Raw genomic sequence first — 19,106 nt, 5'->3', positions numbered from 1 at the left:
TCACCACCGCTCACGCCGGTCGCCGCAATGGCGCCGGCTGGGCGGTCGGTTCAACATCAAAGCGCTTCCAGGGTCTGCAGCAGGACCTTCACCTTGGTGATGGACTCCTGGTATTCCGAGCGCCAGTCCGAATCGGCCACGATGCCGCCACCGCCCCAGCAGCTGACGACGCCGTCCTTGACCAGCAGACTGCGGATGGCGATGGAACTGTCCAGCTCGCCGCGCACATCCAGATAGAGCAATGAACCGCAGTAGAGCGCGCGACGGGTCGGCTCCAGCTCGTCGATGATCTGCATCGCACGGATCTTCGGCGCGCCAGTGATGGAGCCGCCCGGGAAGCTGCCGGCGACCAGGTCCAGGGCATCCTTGTCCGCGCTCAGCTCGCCGGTCACGGCACTGACCAGATGGTGCACATTGGGATAGCTCTCCAGCGCGAACAGCTCAGGCACCCGCACCGATCCCGTGCCGCAACTGCGCCCCAGGTCGTTGCGCAAGAGGTCGACGATCATCAGGTTCTCGGCGCGATCCTTGGCGCTGGCCAGCAACTCGGCCGCATTGGCCGCATCCTCCGCGGGCGTGGCACCCCGAGGCCGGGTGCCCTTGATCGGCCGTGTCTCCACCCCCCCCTGGTTGACCTGCAGGAACCGTTCCGGCGACAGGCTGAGAATGGCATCGCCGCCCTCCAGCGCCTGGAAGCCGGCGAACGGCGTCGGACAGGCAGTGCGAAGCGCGCGGTAGGCGCTCCATGCATCACCTTTGCAAGGCGCCTGGAAGCGCTGGGCGAAGTTCACCTGATAGCAATCCCCCGCCTCTATATAGGCCTGGATACGCTCGATGGCATCGCGGTACCCGTCCTCGTCGAGATCGGCACGGAATGGCTGGCGCAACGAGAAAGGCTCGAGCGCCGGCCCTGCATCCGCCTCGAACAGCGCCACCAGGCGCTCACACTCTTCCTGTGCCAGGTGCGGGTGAAACACCAGCTGACTGGTCTGGCGCAGATGATCGCTGACCAGCGCCCAGCCATAGAGCCCGAAGCGGGCATCGGGCAGGTCCAGATCATCGACGGCATTCTCCGGTAGCCGCTCTAGGCGCCGACCAAAGTCATAGGCCAGATAACCGATCAGCCCACCTGTGAAAGGCAGTTCGAAACCATCCGGCGCCTCGGCCCGCCCCAGGCGGGCCAGGCCTTCGCGCAGGCGCTGAAAGAACGGCCACGCCGCTTCATCGGCCTGCGGCACATAGGTCGCCAGCGGCCAGGCGCTGAGCAGATCGAAACGCCCCCGCTCCGCCTGCGGCCGGCCAGCGTCCAGCAGCACGGCGCCCGGCTCGCGGCGCACCCTGGAAAAGTACGCGGCAGGATCGGTCCGGTAAGGGAGGGAGTGGACGCGGCAGATGCTCATACTGAGGAGTCGAAGGCTGGGCTTGCGATTGTAGAAGCATGCGAATCAATGAAAAAAGCCCCGCAGACCTGAATCTGCGGGGCTTTCCATAGTGGAGGCCGAGGTCGGAATCGAACCGGCGTACACGGATTTGCAATCCGCTGCATGACCACTCTGCCACCCGGCCTCAAACGAAAACGCCGCTTTTGGCAGCGCCTGCGTCAATAAATCGGAGTGGGGAACGAGGCGATTCTTAGCCTCTAACTCTTTGATTTAACAAAGATTTCCGCACTCACTACGTGAGCAGCGGACGCATTATGGCCTTGTTTGCAGAGCCAAGCAAGTCCAGTGTCGACTTTTTTCCTGCCCCGAATGGGGCAAGCCGCTGCTCCCCTTCCCCCTGCGCCCACCTAGTTTTTCACCATCACCTCCAGCGGGCTGAGCCTGAGGATCAGGAGGTTGGGATCGGCATCTATCTGCTCGCGCGTGAACGGGATCGGTTGCCATGCCTGGCGCGAAAAGAGCTCGGTCTGGTCCGCGAAATGCGGCGATTTCGGATCGCTGGACTGCGAGAAGGCCAGCAGCCCCTTCGCCACCGGCCCCTGCTCGTCGAAACTAACCAACTGGATGTAGCTGCTGCCGCCCACCACCTCCAGATGCCCGCCCTCTCCGGGCTGGCTCTGGATCGCGTTGTAGATGCCCAGGTGTCCGTCACCGCCGGGAATCGGGATTCGTACAGTGCCCCGCTTGGCCAGCTGGATCTGGCCCCAACTGGTGCCGGCCGGCAGATGCGTTTCAGCGATCTGACGCGCCGCCTCGCTCAGCGCCTGTTCGAGCTGCGCAGCCACTTGCGGGTCCTGCCAGGCCAGACCGCGCGGCGTGTGCAGCGGGTCCTGCGGATCGAAGGGATGACGCCAGACCGCATCGGGCTCGGCGAGCGCCCTCATGAAGAGCTGGAAGTACAGCATCCCCAGCCCGCTCTCCAGCGTTGCACGCCTGTCCCACCCGGCCAGCGCCTTGCAGCTTTCCACCAGCCCGCGTTCCGCTGTGCGGGACGCGCAGAATGCCAGGAGATCATCGAGAACCAGATCAGCCAGGTAGACCCGGTTGTCGGTCACCAGCTGTTCGAGAAACGCCTCGCTCAACGGCTTTTTCCGACGGCTTTCGAGAGACTTCAGGGCATAGCGGGTACGCGCGCTGAGCGGCCGGCCTTCGCGGCTGACCAGAGGAGAAAAGCCCGTCAGCGGTGCGGCGGGGTTGCTCAGCCAGGCGCTGTCGTTAGAGTTCTGCACGAAATCGTCGCGCTGCAGCAGCGGCAGGTCACGGCCCGCCACGACGCCGGCCTGCGCCGCTCCCGGGTCCGTCTGCCAGTTGCAATCGCTGCGGCTGCCGTCCAGGCCGGGCAGTCCGTGGGCCAGCAGGGCCTGATCGACGCACGTCCCCAGTTGCTCAGGGGAAAGCTTCGGCACCAGCGAGCCGTTCATGTACAACGCGCTGCCACGATCATCCACCGCCAGGGTGTTGACCCACGGAATCCCCTGGATGCCCTGGATCGCCGCGCGGAAGGTCTGCAGATCGCTGGCCTGGTTCATCTCCAGCCACTGCTGCAGGACGCGGGTGTTGCCCAGGTTGACGTCCTGCAGAGCGTAGGCGTGCTGCCGGTTCCAGTCGAGCAGGCCGGGCCAGTTCAGCACCGGGCCAAAGGTGGACTCATAGATGTCCCGGGTCTGTTTCGACAGGCGCCCGTCCGCTCCGAGCACATCGATGCTCAACGAGGTCCGGCGCAGCGGCAGGCTCTTCCCGTCCAGCAGGTAGCGCGTGGAATCGTTCGGGTCCAGCGCCAACCTGTGCAGGGTGAAGTGACTGGAGGTATCCACGGTATGGGTCCAGGCCAGGTGCTGGTTGAAGCCGATATTCACCACCGGCAGGCCGGGTAGCGCGGCGCCCATGACGTCCAGCTTGCCCGGCAGGGTCAGGTGCATCTGGTAGAAGCGCAGCCCTCCGCTCCACGGAAAGTGTGGATTGGCCAGCAGGCGTCCCTTGCCGTTCTCGGTGCGCTGCCCGCCTACGGCGATAGCGTTGCTGCCGCGCTCCAGGCGGAAGTCCGACAAGCGCGCCGCCAGATCGGGCATGGCACGAGGCCTGGACACGGCAACCGCTTCCCGAGGCGGCGTGGCGGCCAGCATGGCATCGGCGAACTGGCCGATGCCACCCTCGACCAGCAGGCGCCGCACCAGCCGCACCATGTCATCCTCCTCCAGCGGGCGCAGCCAGGCGGCACCGCGGCAGGTGGCAGGCTGGCGGTCATCGGCCAGGTAGCGATTGAATCCCTGCACGTAGCCCGACAACAGCTGGCGGATCGCAGGCGTCTGGCTGTCGCGGAACGCGGCGATGGCCTCGTCGGTATTCAACCAGCGGAAGAAGAAATCCGACTGGACATTCTCCATCCCGGCGGAGGAGCGCCCCTCCGGACCGAGGAAGCGTGCTCGTTCGCCCCGCACGGTGAGGACCTCGTCGGCCAGCAGGCACAGGTTGTCCCGCGCGTAGGCGTAGCCGATCCCATAGCCCAGGCCGTGTTCGTCGGCCGCACGGATGTGCGGAATGCCGAAGGAGGTCCAGCGGATTTCGGCTTTGTAGGTCATCGGCGCATCGGCCATTGCCGTGGCCATGAAGCACCCTGCCGGTAGTGCGATAAGAATCCTGCGCACACCCATCTCCCGTCATGAAATACGCGCCGGGGCTCGGCGCGCGATCAGGGAGAGACGCAGCGAAGACGAGGAAATTTAGCGGTAGCGCAAGCGGGAAACCCGGCGAGCGGCGTCATCGGGGTCGGCCTTGGAATACTCCATTTCCTTGACCCGGATGCGGCAATGCTTCATCGCATTGACGATATGCTTCTCCACCATGTCCTTGGAGATGCCCATCCGCGAGGCGATCTCATGGTGGGCCATCCCGTCCAGCTTGCGCAGCAGGAAGGCTTCGCGACAGTTGGAGGGTAACTCGCCCAATGCACGCTCGACCAGCTCGGCGCGCTGCCGCAGGTACAGCGAGTCCTGCGGGGAGAGGAATTGGTTTGCGGCCTGCGCCTGTGGTTCGATATCGTCCAGCGATTCGCTCTGCCGCACGACGCTGCGGCGATGAACGTCCACGACGATGTTCAGCGCCGTACGATACAGGTAGGCCTGCGGATATTCGGCCGCGCTGCCGCGCCCGCCTTCGAGCACGCGCACGTAGGCGTCGTGGGCGACATCCGCAGCCAGATGCTGATCACGCAGTCGTACGGTCAGGTAATGAACCAGTTGCCGGTAATACTTCTCCATGCTCCTCCCCAGGCAGAAACGCAGCGCCCTTGCGCCCCAGGAATGCGTGACAAAAGGCCGCCATGCTTGCCCGACCAGCTGCCTTGAGCCACTATCGGTCGCATTCTATACTGGCACAGTGCCAAATCATAATAATTCTCATATTTAATAGAAATCCCATTGTATTGCTTGATTGCTCCCCAGCCGAACCGGTAGCCCGATGACTCTCCACACTTCATCCCATGCGGTAGACGACAGCCTCGCCGAGGAAGCGGCCCGCTGGTGCATGCGTCTGCACGCGGATGACTGCACGGATGAGGAACGGGCGGCATTCGACCGCTGGCTGAGCAGCGATCCGGCCCATGCCCGCGAGTACCAGGGCATGATGGAGATCTGGCTGGTCAGTGAGCATCTGCCCAGCCAAGCCACGCAGCCTCGATCCCGCACTACCCTCGAGCAGGCTCCCCCGGCGAGCCCGCGCAGACGCCGGAGCAAGCGCTTCGTAGCGACCGCGGCTGCGCTGGTCCTGGGGCTGGGAGGGTGGCTGGGTTGGCATCAGGGGCTGCTGCCGAACAACATCCAGCGCTATCACGCCGGCGAGAACATGCGTATCGCCACCCTGCCCGACGGTTCGCGCGCCGAGCTCAACCTGGGCACCACGCTCTGGTTCGGCAATTTCCGCGACGGCCGCAGCGTGGCACTCCGCGAAGGCGAGGCCTATTTCGAGGTCCGGCACGACGCCGAGCATCCCTTCGTGGTGTATGCCGGCAACGGCAGCATCACCGTCACCGGCACCCGCTTCAATGTCTGGACCTATGGTGACCAAGTGGTGGTCACGCTGACCGAAGGCTCGGTCAAGGTACAGAGCGATCTGAGCGAACCCAGCCAGGTGGCCTACCTGTCGCCGGGCCTGCAAGCCCGCTTCGACGACGGCGACGAGCTGCCACATGTGTCGAGCGCGAATACCAACGCGCTCTCCTGGCGCGCCGGCAAGCTGGTGCTAGACGACCTGACGCTCGCCGAGGCCCTGCCGGTGATCAACCGCTATCTGGATAAACCGGTTCGCCTGGCCGACCAGAAGACCGCACGGGTACGCATCGGCGGCATCTACGACACCCGCAACGTCGCCCAGCTGGTACAGACCCTGCCCAAGGTGCTGCCGGTCTACCTGAGCCAGAACGCCGACGGTGAGACCGTCATCCACAGCCGCTGACTAAATATCCCCCCCGCCTTCTCGTCTCAACGACTCAAGCCGAGCCCTCGGCATTCCCCCGTCGGCATCCGAGAAGGCCTCCATGACGCCCACCGCAGACAGCCTCACCCGCGAAACCCTGAGTATCCTCAAACCCTTCTGGCCGCAGGTGCTGCTCTCGGCCCTTCTTGGCATCGCCGGAGGGCTGAGCATTACCGCCCTGCTGGCCACCATCAACCGCGCCATGAACACAGAGGCCGGCCCCGACCTGGGCCTGGCGTCGCTGTTCGCCCTGCTCTGCGTCGCCACCGTGGCCTGCTCCACCCTGTCCAAGCTGCTGACCAACTACGTGGGCCAGCGGGTGGTGGCCAACCTGCGTCGGGACTTGGCATCGCGCATCCTCTGCGCCCCCATCGAGCAACTGGAGCGCTATCGGGCGCACCGCCTGATTCCGGTGCTGCTGAACGACATCGGCGCCCTCAGCATCTTCGCCCTGAGCGTGGCGCCCATGCTGATCGCCCTGACCGTGACCCTCGGCTGCCTGACCTACCTGGCCCTGCTGTCCTGGCCAATCCTGCTGATCACGGTGCTCACCGTGATCCTCGGCAGCGGCGCGCAATACCTGGCGCACCGCAAGGGCACCCATAGCATCCAGGCGGCCCGCGACGGCGAGGACGAATTGCAGAAGCACTACCAGGCCATCTCCGCCGGCGCCAAGGAGCTGCGCATCCAGAGAAGCCGCCGCCAGGACCTGCTGGACCGACAGATCCACGGCACCACCGAGCGGATCTGCCGGGCCAACATCCGCGCCGCCGGCATCTTCATCAGTGCGGAGACCTTCGGCTCGATGCTGTTCTTCGCGGTGATCGGCATGGCCATCGCCTTCCTCGCCATCTGGCCCACAGGCGAAAGAACGGTATTGGGTGGCTTCGTGCTGGTCATGCTGTACATGAAGAGCCCGCTGGAGCAGCTGGTCGACAACATTCCCAACCTCAGCCGCGCCAAGGTCGCTTTCCGCCGCATCAACGAACTGGCCCAGCGCTTTTCCACGGCCGAACCCGATCTGCTGGGTGACAAAACCGCGCCAACCGTCCTCGAGCTGGAGCGCATCGAGCTGCGCCAGGTGCGCTATGACTATCCCCAGACCGCCGGCAGCCAGCCCTTCCACCTGGGGCCGATCGACCTGAGCATCCGTCGTGGCGAGATAGTCTTCATCGTCGGCGAGAACGGCTGCGGCAAGACCACCCTGATCAAGCTGCTACTGGGTCTCTACGCCCCCCAACACGGCGAGATACGCCTAAACGGGCAGGCGGTTCACGCCGAGCATCGTGACGACTACCGGCAACTGTTCACCACCGTGTTTACCGATTACTACCTGTTCGACGAACTGCTTCAAGGGCGCTCCGAGCTGCCGCAGGAGGCGCTCAAGTATCTGGAGCGCCTGGACATCGCCCACAAGGTCGGCATCCGCGACGGCGCCTTCACCACCACCGACCTGTCCACAGGCCAGCGCAAGCGCCTGGCCCTGGTCAACGCCTGGCTCGATGACCGCCCTGTGCTGGTGTTCGACGAGTGGGCCGCCGACCAGGACCCGGCCTTCCGGCGGGTGTTCTACACCGAGCTGCTGCCCGAACTGAAACGCCAGGGTAAGACGATCATCGTCATCTCCCACGACGACCGCTATTTCGATATTGCCGACCAACTGGTGCACATGCATGCCGGGCATGTCGTGAACGAATCCACGACCTGCCCGGCCTGACCTGCCTCGATCAAAAGATCGGGGCGTGTGACGCCCCGATCCGCTTCACCAGCCACGTCCCGAGTTGACCCAGAAATTGACGGATAGCGAAGTGGACACCGACTCGACCTGGTGGAACCAGCCATCCGGCAGGAACAGCAGGTCGCCCGCCTCCAACTCGATGCGCAGGAAGACCACCTCTCTGGCACCCGGGAAGCGCTCGTAGTCGGGAGCGTCCGGGTTCACCTCGCAGCCCTCCAACCCACCTTCGGGCGACGTCGACCAGGTACCCAGTGCCTCGCGATGGTGGGGGGCTGCCAGAATGAAGGACTTGCGCCCCCAGACCTGGGCGAAGAGGTTGTCCGTATCATCCCGGTGCAATGGCGTGAGCGTACCCTTGGGGCCGATCCAGATGCGCGGTTTGATGTACAGCGAGTGCTCGAAGTAATCGGGAAAGCGGATCAGCTCAAGCAATTGGGTCGGGAGGACGTTGTTGCCCATGTAGGGCGGCGGAACACCCTCCTCCTGCTCCCCGTCGAGCGCCGCGATGAAGTCTGCCATCGAGGTCGAGCGGAAATCGCGTTCGGTGGAGAAGGTCTTCTCCACATAGTCGCCGTGCCGGGTGATGCCTTGCAGCTCGGCGAAATACGTCAGCGATTCCTCGCGACTCATGTTGAACAGCGGCCAGTCGGCCAGTGCATTGCTGATGATGACTGGCAGCCCCTGTGGCAGATAACGGCGGCGGAACTCCTCCACCAGCAGACCATCACGCGGTCGCCGCTCTACCGCCAGCAGCGGAGCCTGGGCCGCCGAGACCCTGTCGGCGGTGCGCTCCGGAGCGGCATAACGCTGGTTCATGTCGCGCGTCTGCTCAGGCGGTGCGGAACCACCCCGGCGAGCCGCGTTGATGATCTGCGGCAGCAACGTGGCGAGCCCCATCTGCCCACCGATCCTGAGGCGACCGCTGGCGAATAGTTCCTCGACGTCCTGCTGCCCCTGCAGAATCCCAGCGAAGTCCTGCTCGCCAAGCTCGATGGTGACATCGGCAGCGGGATGGCGACCAGGGCGGATGGTCACCTGGTCGCCGACCTCCGACCAGACGGCATTGTCCGCCGAAAAGACGAACTGGAAGACCCCACGGGCCCCCACCGCCTGCGCACCAGCGAACAGAGTGGACAATACAGCGGATAGATCCATGATCGGCTCTCCTGCAGAGCAGCATGCTTTTCTCAGGAACGAATGGTGGCGAACCTGAATTATCTGACGTCAGGCGCGCGAGGCGCCGCGTGCCAGGTGGCGTCCATACCAGGGCCGGCGCGGCACCCGCCCCTCCAGGCGCTCCGCCTCTTCCTCATCGGTGAACACGATGCGCAGCGCAAGCTTCATGGTCTCGATGTCCAGCTCGCCGTCGTCGTTCCGGTTGCCGCGGCCCCATGCACCACAGCCGGCGTTTATCGGTCCCAGCCAGGGTTCGGCAACACGCACCCAGAGACCGGGGGCGAACCAATGCACGCCATCGACCACCTTGCGCACCACCTGGCCGGGATGCGCCTGTTCGTGAGCCAGGAACCAGTCCTCGATACGGTCGTCGATCCAGCCATGGAACGACCAGAACACCGGATCGACATGGGAAGAGAACGGATCACCCAGGTAGTCGTTGCCGGGGCGGAACCAACGCTCGGCGAAGTCGGCCGAATCTCGACCATAGAGCGCCGGAAAGCCGCTGTTGGGATCGCGCGGTATCGAGGCCCAGCGCATATGCAGCCAGTCGTGGATGCCCAGCTCGATGCGAGCCCCCAGTTCGCTCAGGCACAGGGTGCTGAGGTATTCCGGGTCTCGGTACTGGGCCTCCCAGGCCTGGAAATCACCGTAGTAACCTTCGCTGCTCTTGATGTAGTAGAGCCACTGATTGAATTCGTCGTCGCCTTCTGCCTCCCAAGCGGGCGGAACGGAAAAACCATCGAGGTTGGCCAGATAATCCACGAACGCCTGAATTCCATGACCGATATAGGGCCTGGGCGGAGGCAGGCTAGGCCAGGAAGGGAGGTCCTGCAGGGACCTCGCACGCATCAGCATCTTTCGATGCATGAACAGGAAATCTTCCCCGGAGCCGTTACGGTGCCGATGCTTGCCCCGCGCATCACGCTCCTCACCCAGCGGACCGGCCTGCCAGCCGAGCGCGCGCAGCCCTTGGCGACGTGTCTCGTCCAACCGGTGCCAGCGATCGCGGCTGGCATGCCAGAGCTGGTGGAACAGACGATGACCGGGCGAGACCAGCCAGGCCTCCAGCTCCGGTGCGTAGGGCAGCCTCTCGCGAGACGAAACGAACGGCCGGCGGACCGCGACGAAATCACTTTGCGAGGTCGACAGCCCAGCCTGGACACCCGAGCGGCGCATATGTCCACTCAACGTCGCAGCGCCTCCGCCGGTGCTCCACTCACCCCAGATTTCATCGAAGATCGCCGTACACTCCAGCGAGCACCCCTGACCATCCACCATCGTCAAGCGCAATTCCGGTGCCTTGTCGCCGGCCAGCTGGCCAAACACCTGAAGCCCCTCAGCGCCATAGGGCGGCTTCCCCAGATAACCACGCAGCGCCCGACCGCCAGGGCCGACGTCCAGCAGCAGTTGTAGCTCACCAGGCGGAATCTCGGGAAAGCCGTCGCGCCCCGCGATGAAACGAACATCCCATACGCCGACCAGCCGGCTGGCCAGCAGGGCATCCTGCAGCACCGGCACGGGCGTGCCCGGCTCGTCTGACGAAAGCTCGGCAGCCTCTGCATCTTCCCATTCGCGATGGGCGTAGTAGATGCCCGCTGGCAAGGCCACCGCCACCGCCAGCCCCGCCACGAACCCCCTTCGAGAAAACTTCATGCTTCGCTCGCTATCCAGCCACATCCAGCGAAAACGAACCTCGGGACAGCGGATTTATGACTGAATGGCCTCGGCGCTAAATTCCCTCCCCGCCGGCTCGTTCTCCCAACGAAATCGGCCCTCACCGGCCGGCGAAACCATCAACGCTGGGAGCCCCATGAGCACTCGTCGCGCCACCTGGAAATGGCTATTCCTGATCGTTCCGTCATTGATCGCCGTGGCGGCGGTCGCCCTGTTGGTCTGGTGGCTTTTCTCACCTAGCCTCCCGCTCTATCCACTCGACGTCATGCGCAGGGCCAACGACCTGCAGGAGCGAATCCTGTCGTTCGACGCCCACCTCGATATCTCGCCCAGCTTCGGCAGCGAAGGCCGCGAGGCAGACCAGGACGGCTCCACGCAGTTCGACCTGGTCAAGGCCGAACGCGGTCGCCTGAGCGGTGCGGCGCTGGCCATATTCGCCTGGCCGGAATTCTGGGTCGGCGCCAATGGCCCGCACCGGCCGACGCCAGGTTTCGTCGAAGCCGCACGCAACGAGCAGGAAGCGCGCTACCGGATCATCACCGGCATCGCCCGCGACTTCCCCGAACGGGCCGGCATCGCCTATACGCCGGCCGACTTCCGGCGGCTAGCCCACGAAGGCAAGTTCGCCATCGTCATCAGCATGCTCAATGCCTACCCGCTGGATGACGATGTCTCGCGCCTGGACGACTGGGCCGCGCGCGGCATGCGTATCTTCGGCTTCAGCTACGTGGGCAACAATGCCTGGGCGGACTCCTCTCGCCCCATGCCCTTCTTCGGTGACTCGCCCGACGAGCATGGCGGCCTCTCCGATCTTGGCCGCCAGGCCGTGAAGCGACTTAACGATCTGGGCGTGGTCATCGACGTCTCGCAGATGTCCAGCAGAGCCCTGGAACAGGTCGCCGAACTCTCCCAGGCGCCGATCATCGCCTCGCACTCGAGCGTGCGCGGCCTGGTGGACCTGCCCCGCAACCTTACCGACCGGGAACTGCGCCTGATCCAGAAGACCGGCGGGGTCGTCCATATCGTCGGTTTCTCCTCGATGCTTCGCCCCTTCTCCAAGGAGACACTCGCGAAGGTCAACACCATGCGCGCCGGCTTCGGCCTGCCGGACGTGGCCAACCTGGCCCAGGCCAGCATGCCGGCCGATCCGGCGTTCTCGATCTGGCCGGAGAAGAGATTCGGCGAATACGCCAGCCAGCTCTACGGCATCCTCGAAACCGATCCGCGAGCGAGCCTGAAGGAGTTCGGCGACGCCATCGACTATGCGGTGAAGAAGATCGGCATCGACCACGTCGGCATCAGCTCCGACTTCAACGACGGCGGCGGCGTGGCCGGCTGGGAGAACGTCGGCGACGCTCGCAACGTCACCGCCGAACTCATCCAGCGCGGGTACTCGGACGAGGACATCGCCAAGCTGTGGGGCGGTAATTTCCTGAGGGTATGGGAAGAAGTCCAGCGATCCCCGCAAGAGGCCGCAACCCGCTAGCTCCAAAGAGGAGACCACCATGCGCCATATGCCAGTACTACTGCTCTGTCTGCTCTCCATTCAACTCCATGCCGCGCCCGAGCCCCATACCGCAGGCTCGGTCTTCAAGGACTGCGAACACTGCCCGGAAATGGTCGTGCTACCCGCCGGGACCTTCACCATGGGCTCGCCCCGTATGGAAGCGGGTAAGCACACGGATGAAGAGCCCCTGCATCCTGTAACCTTCGCCAGGCCATTCGCCATCAGTCGCTTCTACGTCACTGCAGAGGAGTGGGAGGCTTATGCCCGGGAAACCGGCGTCATTCTCAAGAATGGAGACACTCGTCCCGGCCGGGAGTGCATCAATGGCAAGCCCCGCTATCCGCAAGGCCCACGCCAACCCGCCGTATGCGTGGACTACAACGATGTAGGCGAATACATCGCTTGGCTGGCTCAAAAAACCGGCAAGCCATATCGAATGATCAGCGAAGCCGAGCGCGAGTATGCCGCCCGGGCAGGCAGCGAAGGCCCTTTTCCATTCGATGACAAAGGCACCTTCGACCTCACGGCCCACGCCAACACGCTTGGAGCAGCGGACGGTTACGAACACACCTCCCCTGTCGATGCCTTCCCCCCAAATGCATTTGGCGTCTACGACATGCATGGCAATGTCTACGAATGGGTTGCCGACTGCTGGCATCCCGACTACGTCGGGGCCCCAGCCGACGGCAGCGCCTGGATGGAGGGAGAGTGCAATTACCATCACATCCGGGGAAACGACTGGCTATCACCATCCATCTTCTCCAGATCGGGCAATCGCAATGCCCGCGAAGCCAGCGCTCGAGGTGATTGGATCGGTTTAAGGGTAGCCCGGGATCTAACCGACTAGCCCTGCCCCCCCTAACTTCACTCGGCGGAAAAACGATGCAAAGAATCCAATTCCTCATTCGCAGCAGTGCTGTCCTGACTCTCTCGATAGTTGGCGCAGCCCAGGCGGCAGACATCCCCCCCTCCGGCACCGTATTCAAAGACTGCCCTGAATGCCCGGAAATGGTCGTGCTACCCGCTGGCAGCTTCATCATGGGTACCCCGGACGACGAACTGGGCAAACAACCCGACGAGGGCCCGCAGCACGAAGTGACCTTTGCCAGGCCCTTTGCGATCAGCCGCTTCCATGTCACTGCGGAAGAGCTGAACGCCTATATCAAGCAGACCGGCGTGATCATCAAGAGCGGAGACGAGCGCCCTGGCCGCTGGTGCGAAGCGAGCAAGCCGAGCTACCCGCAGCTCCCCCGACAGCCAGCGGTATGCGTCGACTGGTTCGAAGTCCAGGCCTACGCCGAGTGGCTCACGAAGAAGACCGGCAAGCCCTATCGCATGATCAGCGAGGCCGAACGCGAGTACGGTGCCCGCGCCGGCTCCACGGGACCTTTCCCGTTCCCCTTCGACGAGGAAGGTGACTACCAGATCAGCAAGCATGCCAACACCTACGGTCCCAAGGATGGCTACAGCTACAGCTCCCCGGTCGGCAGCTACCCACCCAATGCGTTCGGCGTCTACGACATGCATGGCAACGTCTACGAGTGGGTCGCCGACTGCTGGCACCCCGACTACGTCGGCGCGCCAGTCGATGGCAGCGCATGGATAGACGACGAGAATTGCGACACAGCCCATATGCGCGGCAACGACTGGGGCGAAGCGCCGGTCTTCTCCCGCTCAGGCAACAGAAACGACCGTCTGAAAGCTTCACGCGGCGACTTCTTGGGCTTCAGGGTGGCACGGGATCTCTGAGGCGAATCGGCTCAGTAATAGTTCGCTTGCCCTTGATAAATCCCACCGCCAGCCCTTCGTCTCTCCTCTATCGAACAGACGCATCCATAGCAGGGTACAGACATGACATGTCCGCCTGGGTCCACTCCGAACACAGAGATGCCGGTCTTCGAGGGTCGTGACCTGAACAGCGAATTGCGGGCTCGCCTGAGGAACGGCGCACTCACCATCGCACGAGGCGAACAGCCGTGGTTGGAAATGGCCATCTGTCTCGACGAGAGCCAGACGACGATCCATTGCGAGCTGCTCTCGGTCAATCGAGGACATGCGGGCGAAGCCGTCCTTGCCGCCTGTGACGCCCTGTTTACCCAGATGCCATCGGCAAGAAGGCTGCTGATAGCACAAGAGAACCTGAATGGACTCGAGTACCTCTTGGATGAGGGTGTGTTCGTAAGAAGCGATGATGGAGCGCTGCTTTGCGAGGCCGAGCAGCTCTGGCAATACGCCCCGCTCTGGCTGACCAAGAGATCCCATGGGGCCTACCCCTTGAAACAGGTCATGACCCATGGGATTCGCCACCCACTGAGGCCCCCGAAGCCCCGCGGAGAACTCTACCGGCGTTTCATTCCATGGCTGGGCCAGACATTGACCCTCGAGATTATCGACCCGGACAAGGATCTGCTCGCGTTCAATCGCTGGATGAATTCACCGCGAGTCGCCCACTTCTGGGAGGAACAAGGCGATCTTGAACAGCACCAGGCGTATATCGAGAGGCAACTGATCGATCCCCATACCCTGCCGATCATTGGGCGCTTCGATGGCATTCCTTTCGGCTACTTCGAAATCTACTGGGCCAAGGAGGATCGCATCGCTCCGTTCTACGACGTGGATGACTACGATCGGGGGCTGCATCTGCTCGTCGGCGAAGAAGCCTTTCGTGGCAAGGCCTTCTACACCGCCTGGTTCTCGTCAATCTGCCATTACATGTTCATCGACGACCCTCGTACCCGGCGCATCGTCTGCGAACCACGCCATGACAACCAGCGGCAGATCGCCAACTTCGATCGCAGCGGTTTCGCCAAGATCAAGCACTTCGACTTTCCCCACAAACGTGCGCTGCTGGTGATGCTCTGGCGCGAGCGTTTCTTTTCCGAACGCCTCTACCAGCCCTTGGCAGAAGCGGGAATCACTTTCGAGCCTTCGCGGCACCAGGAGCCAACAGCATGAGCAACGCAGCCTCCCCATCCAGAATCCACGACGTCATCGGCGTAGGCTTCGGCCCTTCCAATCTCGCTCTGGCCATTGCCCTGGAAGAGCTAGCGCATACCAGCGGCCAGCCCCTGGATACGCTCTTTCTCGACAAGCAGTCGAACTATCAATGGCACGGCGACACTCTGGCCAGTCAAAGCGAGCTGCAGATTTCCTTCCTCAAGGATCTGGTGTCCCTTCGCAATCCCACCAGCCCCTACAGCTTCGTCAACTACCTGAAACAGCATGGTCGCCTGATCGACTTCATCAACCTGGGCACCTTCTATCCCTGCCGGATGGAGTTCAACGACTATCTGCGGTGGGTCGCCGAACAATTCTCCGACCAGACCACCTATGGCGAGGAAGTTCTGCGCATCGAGCCTGAATTCGACAATGGCGCCATTCATCACCTCAGGCTGATCTCTCGTAATCAGCAAGGCGTGGAACATACCCGCAAAGCCCGATCGGTCGTGGTTAGCACCGGGGGATCGCCAAAAATTCCAGAGATCTTCGGCCCGCTCCGGGATGATCCCAGGGTATTCCACCACTCCCGATATCTAAGCGGCCTAGGCGGGTTGCCCTGCAGTCAGGGCCTACCGATGCGTATAGCCGTCATCGGCTCCGGACAAAGTGCTGCGGAAGCCTTCATCGATCTCAATGACAGCTTCCCCTCGGTGAAGGTGGAAATGATCCTTCGCGGATCGGCTCTCAAACCTGCGGACGACTCATCTTTCGTCAACGAAATATTCGCCCCGGAATATACGGACCTCGTGTTCCAGCAGTCGCCCGCAGACCGAGAGAAGCTGATCCGGGAATATCACAACACCAACTACTCGGTCGTCGACCCGGAGCTGATCGACCGTATCTATGGGGTGTTGTACCGCCAGAAAGTCGCCCGCCAGTTCCGCCACGCGGTCCACTGCCGGCAAGAGATCACGAACGCCCTTGCCACTGCTGATGGCATCGAGCTCACCCTGCGAGACCTGGCCACCGGGCAACCCCGCACCCATCGCTACGACGCGGTCATCCTCGCCACCGGCTACGAACGCCGCTCGCACCGGGAGCTTCTGGGCCCGCTGGAAGGGTATTTGAAGGACTATCAGGTAGACCGCAACTATCGGGTACTGGCCTCGGACGAACTACATGCTCCGATCTTCCTGCAAGGCTTCTGCGAAGCCTCCCATGGACTGAGCGACACCTTGCTTTCGGTACTCCCCATGCGGGCTGAAGAGATCGGCAGGGCTCTCTATCACGTTCGCAATTCTGCTCAGCCCGACACATCCAGGGCCACTGCTCTTGCCTGAAGCCAATTCGGACAAGGGAACATCGTATTCATCATCGACGGAAGTGGTCACCTTCGCTGGCCACTATCCGTCCGAGGGATACCCGGGACGGTAAGTCATTTCTACAAGTGAAGCTGCCGTAGACCTGAAACAACCTGGGCAAGCCCCCATCGTCATCAGCATGACGATCACTCTTTCGACACGGCGTACCGGCAGGTATGGATGAAGGCAGGAAAGCCTAAATCCAGCCCTCCAGCCTTCGTATCTCATACGAACCTCTTCATCTGCCGATGGCGATACCTACATGGATCAACTGCACCCAGTACTCGAGGACGATCTGCTGAGTTTGCTACTAGCAGACGATACGGATACGGAACACCCCGTCAGGCCGCGACATGAAAAGGATGCACCGCTCTCCTTCGCCCAGCAAAGACTTTGGTTGCTGCAACAGCTTGCCCCGGAGAGCTCGGCCTACAACCTTCCCAGGGGAATGGTTCTTACGGGTCTAATGGATCACGAATCCTTCGAGAAGTCGCTGCAAGCCGTCATAGACAGGCATGAAATACTCAAGAGCCGTTTTCTGGAAAAGGAAGGCGTTCCCTATCAGTCGGTGGACGCCGGCAGCAAGTTGTCCCTGCCCCTGGAGGATTTATCACTGCAGGAGCGAAGCGCATCGCAGGCGCTGATCGAGCAGTACCTGCAGCATGAAGCGAACACTCCATTCGACCTGAGCGAGTCTCCAGCTGTACGCGCCAGGCTCTTCAGGCTGTCCGCGCAGGAACATGTGCTCATCCTGAATATGCATCACATTGTCTCCGACGCCTGGTCGAACCCCATCCTGCTCCAGGATTTGGCCCGCGCCTATCGGCAAATACGTCAAGGAGGCGCTACGGAACTCGAAGCCCCCACGATCCAATATGGCGACTACGCTCACTGGCAGCGGCACGAATATCCAGCGACACCCCAGTACGCAGACGCCGAGACCTATTGGAAACATTACCTGGGGCAGCTCCCTCCGCCTCTGCTGCTGCCAACGGACTTTCCGCGTGCAGACGAGCAGGCCAATACGGCGGCAGCCCACACTTTCGCACTGCCCGCCCATCTGCACGATAAGCTGGAAGGACTCTGTCAGAGAACCGGCCTTCTCCCCTTCGTGGTATTTCTGGGCGCCTGGCAGGTACTGCTTGGGCGCTATGGCACCCAGAACGACTTCACCATCGGTGTCCCCAACGCCACCCGCAATCAGGAGCAGACCCAGGAGCTGGTCGGGCTGTTCGCCAGCAGCCAGGTCTACCGCGCCCACCTGGAACCGGCCGAGCCGACCAAAGACTTCCTGCACAGACTTCGCCTGCAATCCATCGCGGCCTTGGAGCACTCGCAATATCCCTACGAACTTCTGGCCGAACAGCTGTTGCCACAACAGGGCGGCCTGAACCATCAGCTGTTCCAGACACTGTTCAACTGGCGCGTCGAGAGCACGGAGCAAACCCCGCTGCATCTGGATGACCTGCATCTGGAACTGATGTCGGCTCAGTCGAGAGAAGCCAAATTCGAACTCTCCTTGGACGTCGCATACTCTCGGCAGACCATTCATGCCTCTATCGAGTACAACAGCGAGCTGTTTACCGCTGGAACCATCGAACACCTTGCGGGCCATTGGCTGAATCTGCTCGACGCAATGGCGGAAGACCCATCTCGCCCACTGGGTGAGCTGCCACTTCTGAGCGAACCGGAGCTGAGCTGCATCACCCGGGACTGGAATGCCACCCGGGTCGACTATCCGCTTGAATGCCATGTGCACCGACTGGTCGAGGAACAGGCCGGACGAACCCCGGATGCCGCCGCCCTGCATTGCGGCGAACTCACCTTGAGCTACTCCCAGCTCAATGACCATGCCAATCGCCTGGCTCACAGGCTGATCGAGCTCGGAGTGGGCCCCGAATCCCTTGTGGGCATCGCCATGGAACGCTCCGTCGAGTTGGTGGTGGGGATGCTGGCAGTTCTCAAGGCGGGCGGCGCCTATGTGCCGCTGGATCCCGCCTACCCCGAAGAGCGTCTCGCCTACATGCTGCAGGACAGCGGCGTTTCCTTGCTGCTGAGCCAGTCTCACCTAAGCGAGCGTCTGTCGTCTTCGGGCTCCATACATACTCTGATACTGGGTCAGGACGACTCCTGGCTGCAGGCCTACGAAAGTACCAACCCACAACGCTCGCTGCACGGCGACAATCCGGCTTACCTGATCTACACATCAGGCTCGACAGGGCTCCCCAAAGGCGTACTCGTCCGTCACCGGGCCCTGAGCAACCATATGTTCTGGATGCAGGACAGGCTCTGCCTTGGTCCGGACGATCGTGTGCTACAGAAGACAGCCTTCAGTTTCGACGCCAGTGTCTGGGAGTTCTGGCTCCCCCTTATCAACGGTGCCCAACTGGTGCTGGCCGCACCGGAACTGAGCCAGAAACTGCACCGACTCTGGGATGAAGTGGCCCGGCAGCGCATATCCATACTTCAACTGGCCCCTTCCCTTCTCCAGGCGTTGATGCACGGAGCAAGGGCGTCTCAGCTGGCCTCGCTCAGAGCGGTGCTGCTTGGAGGCGAGGCGTTTCCAGAGAAACTCGCCCGGCAGCTGCGACAGCTCTGGCCGGGAGCCCTGTACAACCTGTACGGCCCGACCGAAGCCACCATCGATAGCTCCTGCCATGAGTTGAATGAAACCGCCGAGGCCCACACCGTCGCCATTGGCACACCTATCGCCAACGTCGGCATCCATATTCTGAGCGGTGCCCTACAGCCTTGCGCAGCGGGCATGACCGGAGAGCTGTACATCGGCGGTACAG

At 62.7% G+C, this 19,106-nt stretch carries 13 protein-coding genes and 1 tRNA gene; 8 read left to right on the top strand and 6 right to left on the bottom strand.

Going from position 1 to position 19,106, the window contains the following annotated elements; translation table 11 throughout:
• Positions 1-56 precede the first annotated feature (56 nt).
• The 4 genes from pabB to N5D30_RS10075 all read right to left on the bottom strand — a co-directional run bounded on the left by pabB (position 57) and on the right by N5D30_RS10075 (position 4,699).
• Complete coding sequence (pabB, locus tag N5D30_RS10090; protein WP_279908851.1) at positions 57-1,400, bottom strand: aminodeoxychorismate synthase component I; 1,344 nt, start codon at positions 1,398-1,400, stop codon at positions 57-59.
• A 92-nt stretch (positions 1,401-1,492) separates the two neighbouring features.
• Positions 1,493-1,566: transfer RNA gene (locus N5D30_RS10085), tRNA-Cys, on the bottom strand.
• Between the two features lie 223 nt (positions 1,567-1,789).
• Positions 1,790-4,036, bottom strand: coding sequence for an acylase (locus N5D30_RS10080; protein ID WP_279908849.1), 2,247 nt, complete (start codon positions 4,034-4,036; stop codon positions 1,790-1,792).
• Positions 4,037-4,162: 126 nt separating this feature from the next.
• Positions 4,163-4,699: a sigma-70 family RNA polymerase sigma factor gene (locus N5D30_RS10075; RefSeq protein WP_220814880.1), complete on the bottom strand. Its 537-nt coding sequence runs from the start codon at positions 4,697-4,699 to the stop codon at positions 4,163-4,165.
• A gap of 199 nt (positions 4,700-4,898) precedes the next feature.
• Here N5D30_RS10075 and N5D30_RS10070 point away from each other — a divergent pair, with 199 nt between their 5' ends.
• Positions 4,899-5,891, top strand: a complete 993-nt coding sequence (locus N5D30_RS10070) for a FecR family protein (RefSeq protein WP_279908848.1) — start codon at positions 4,899-4,901, stop codon at positions 5,889-5,891.
• Between the two features lie 82 nt (positions 5,892-5,973).
• Positions 5,974-7,629, top strand: a complete 1,656-nt coding sequence (locus N5D30_RS10065; protein WP_279908847.1) for a cyclic peptide export ABC transporter — start codon at positions 5,974-5,976, stop codon at positions 7,627-7,629.
• A gap of 45 nt (positions 7,630-7,674) precedes the next feature.
• Here the strand turns inward: N5D30_RS10065 and N5D30_RS10060 are convergent, their stop codons facing one another.
• Positions 7,675-8,805 carry a cupin-like domain-containing protein gene (locus N5D30_RS10060; protein ID WP_279908846.1) on the bottom strand — a complete coding sequence of 377 codons (1,131 nt, stop codon included), beginning with the start codon at positions 8,803-8,805 and terminating at the stop codon, positions 7,675-7,677.
• Positions 8,806-8,874: 69 nt separating this feature from the next.
• Positions 8,875-10,482: a PvdJ/PvdD/PvdP-like protein gene (locus tag N5D30_RS10055; RefSeq protein ID WP_279908845.1), complete on the bottom strand. Its 1,608-nt coding sequence runs from the start codon at positions 10,480-10,482 to the stop codon at positions 8,875-8,877.
• A 157-nt stretch (positions 10,483-10,639) separates the two neighbouring features.
• Here N5D30_RS10055 and N5D30_RS10050 point away from each other — a divergent pair, with 157 nt between their 5' ends.
• From N5D30_RS10050 to N5D30_RS10025, 6 genes are all read left to right on the top strand, one after another.
• Positions 10,640-11,989, top strand: a complete 1,350-nt coding sequence (locus tag N5D30_RS10050; protein ID WP_279908842.1) for a dipeptidase — start codon at positions 10,640-10,642, stop codon at positions 11,987-11,989.
• A 28-nt stretch (positions 11,990-12,017) separates the two neighbouring features.
• On the top strand, positions 12,018-12,857 hold the full coding sequence (locus N5D30_RS10045) for a formylglycine-generating enzyme family protein (RefSeq protein WP_279909019.1): 840 nt from the start codon (positions 12,018-12,020) through the stop codon (positions 12,855-12,857).
• A 35-nt stretch (positions 12,858-12,892) separates the two neighbouring features.
• Positions 12,893-13,759 carry a formylglycine-generating enzyme family protein gene (locus tag N5D30_RS10040; protein WP_279908841.1) on the top strand — a complete coding sequence of 289 codons (867 nt, stop codon included), beginning with the start codon at positions 12,893-12,895 and terminating at the stop codon, positions 13,757-13,759.
• Positions 13,760-13,897: 138 nt separating this feature from the next.
• Positions 13,898-14,965 carry a GNAT family N-acetyltransferase gene (locus N5D30_RS10035; RefSeq protein ID WP_279908839.1) on the top strand — a complete coding sequence of 356 codons (1,068 nt, stop codon included), beginning with the start codon at positions 13,898-13,900 and terminating at the stop codon, positions 14,963-14,965.
• Positions 14,962-16,290, top strand: a complete 1,329-nt coding sequence (locus tag N5D30_RS10030) for a SidA/IucD/PvdA family monooxygenase (protein ID WP_279908838.1) — start codon at positions 14,962-14,964, stop codon at positions 16,288-16,290. Before N5D30_RS10035 ends, N5D30_RS10030 begins: the two co-directional genes overlap by 4 nt.
• 283 nt (positions 16,291-16,573) lie before the next feature.
• The coding region (locus tag N5D30_RS10025; RefSeq protein ID WP_279908837.1) for an amino acid adenylation domain-containing protein at positions 16,574-19,106 on the top strand (2,533 nt) is incomplete at its 3' end.

The sequence above is a fragment of the Pseudomonas sp. GD03875 genome, assembly GCF_029840585.1.
GTDB classification, from domain to species: domain Bacteria; phylum Pseudomonadota; class Gammaproteobacteria; order Pseudomonadales; family Pseudomonadaceae; genus Aquipseudomonas; species Aquipseudomonas paralcaligenes.
This window is presented reverse-complemented; position numbering and strand designations above follow the sequence as displayed.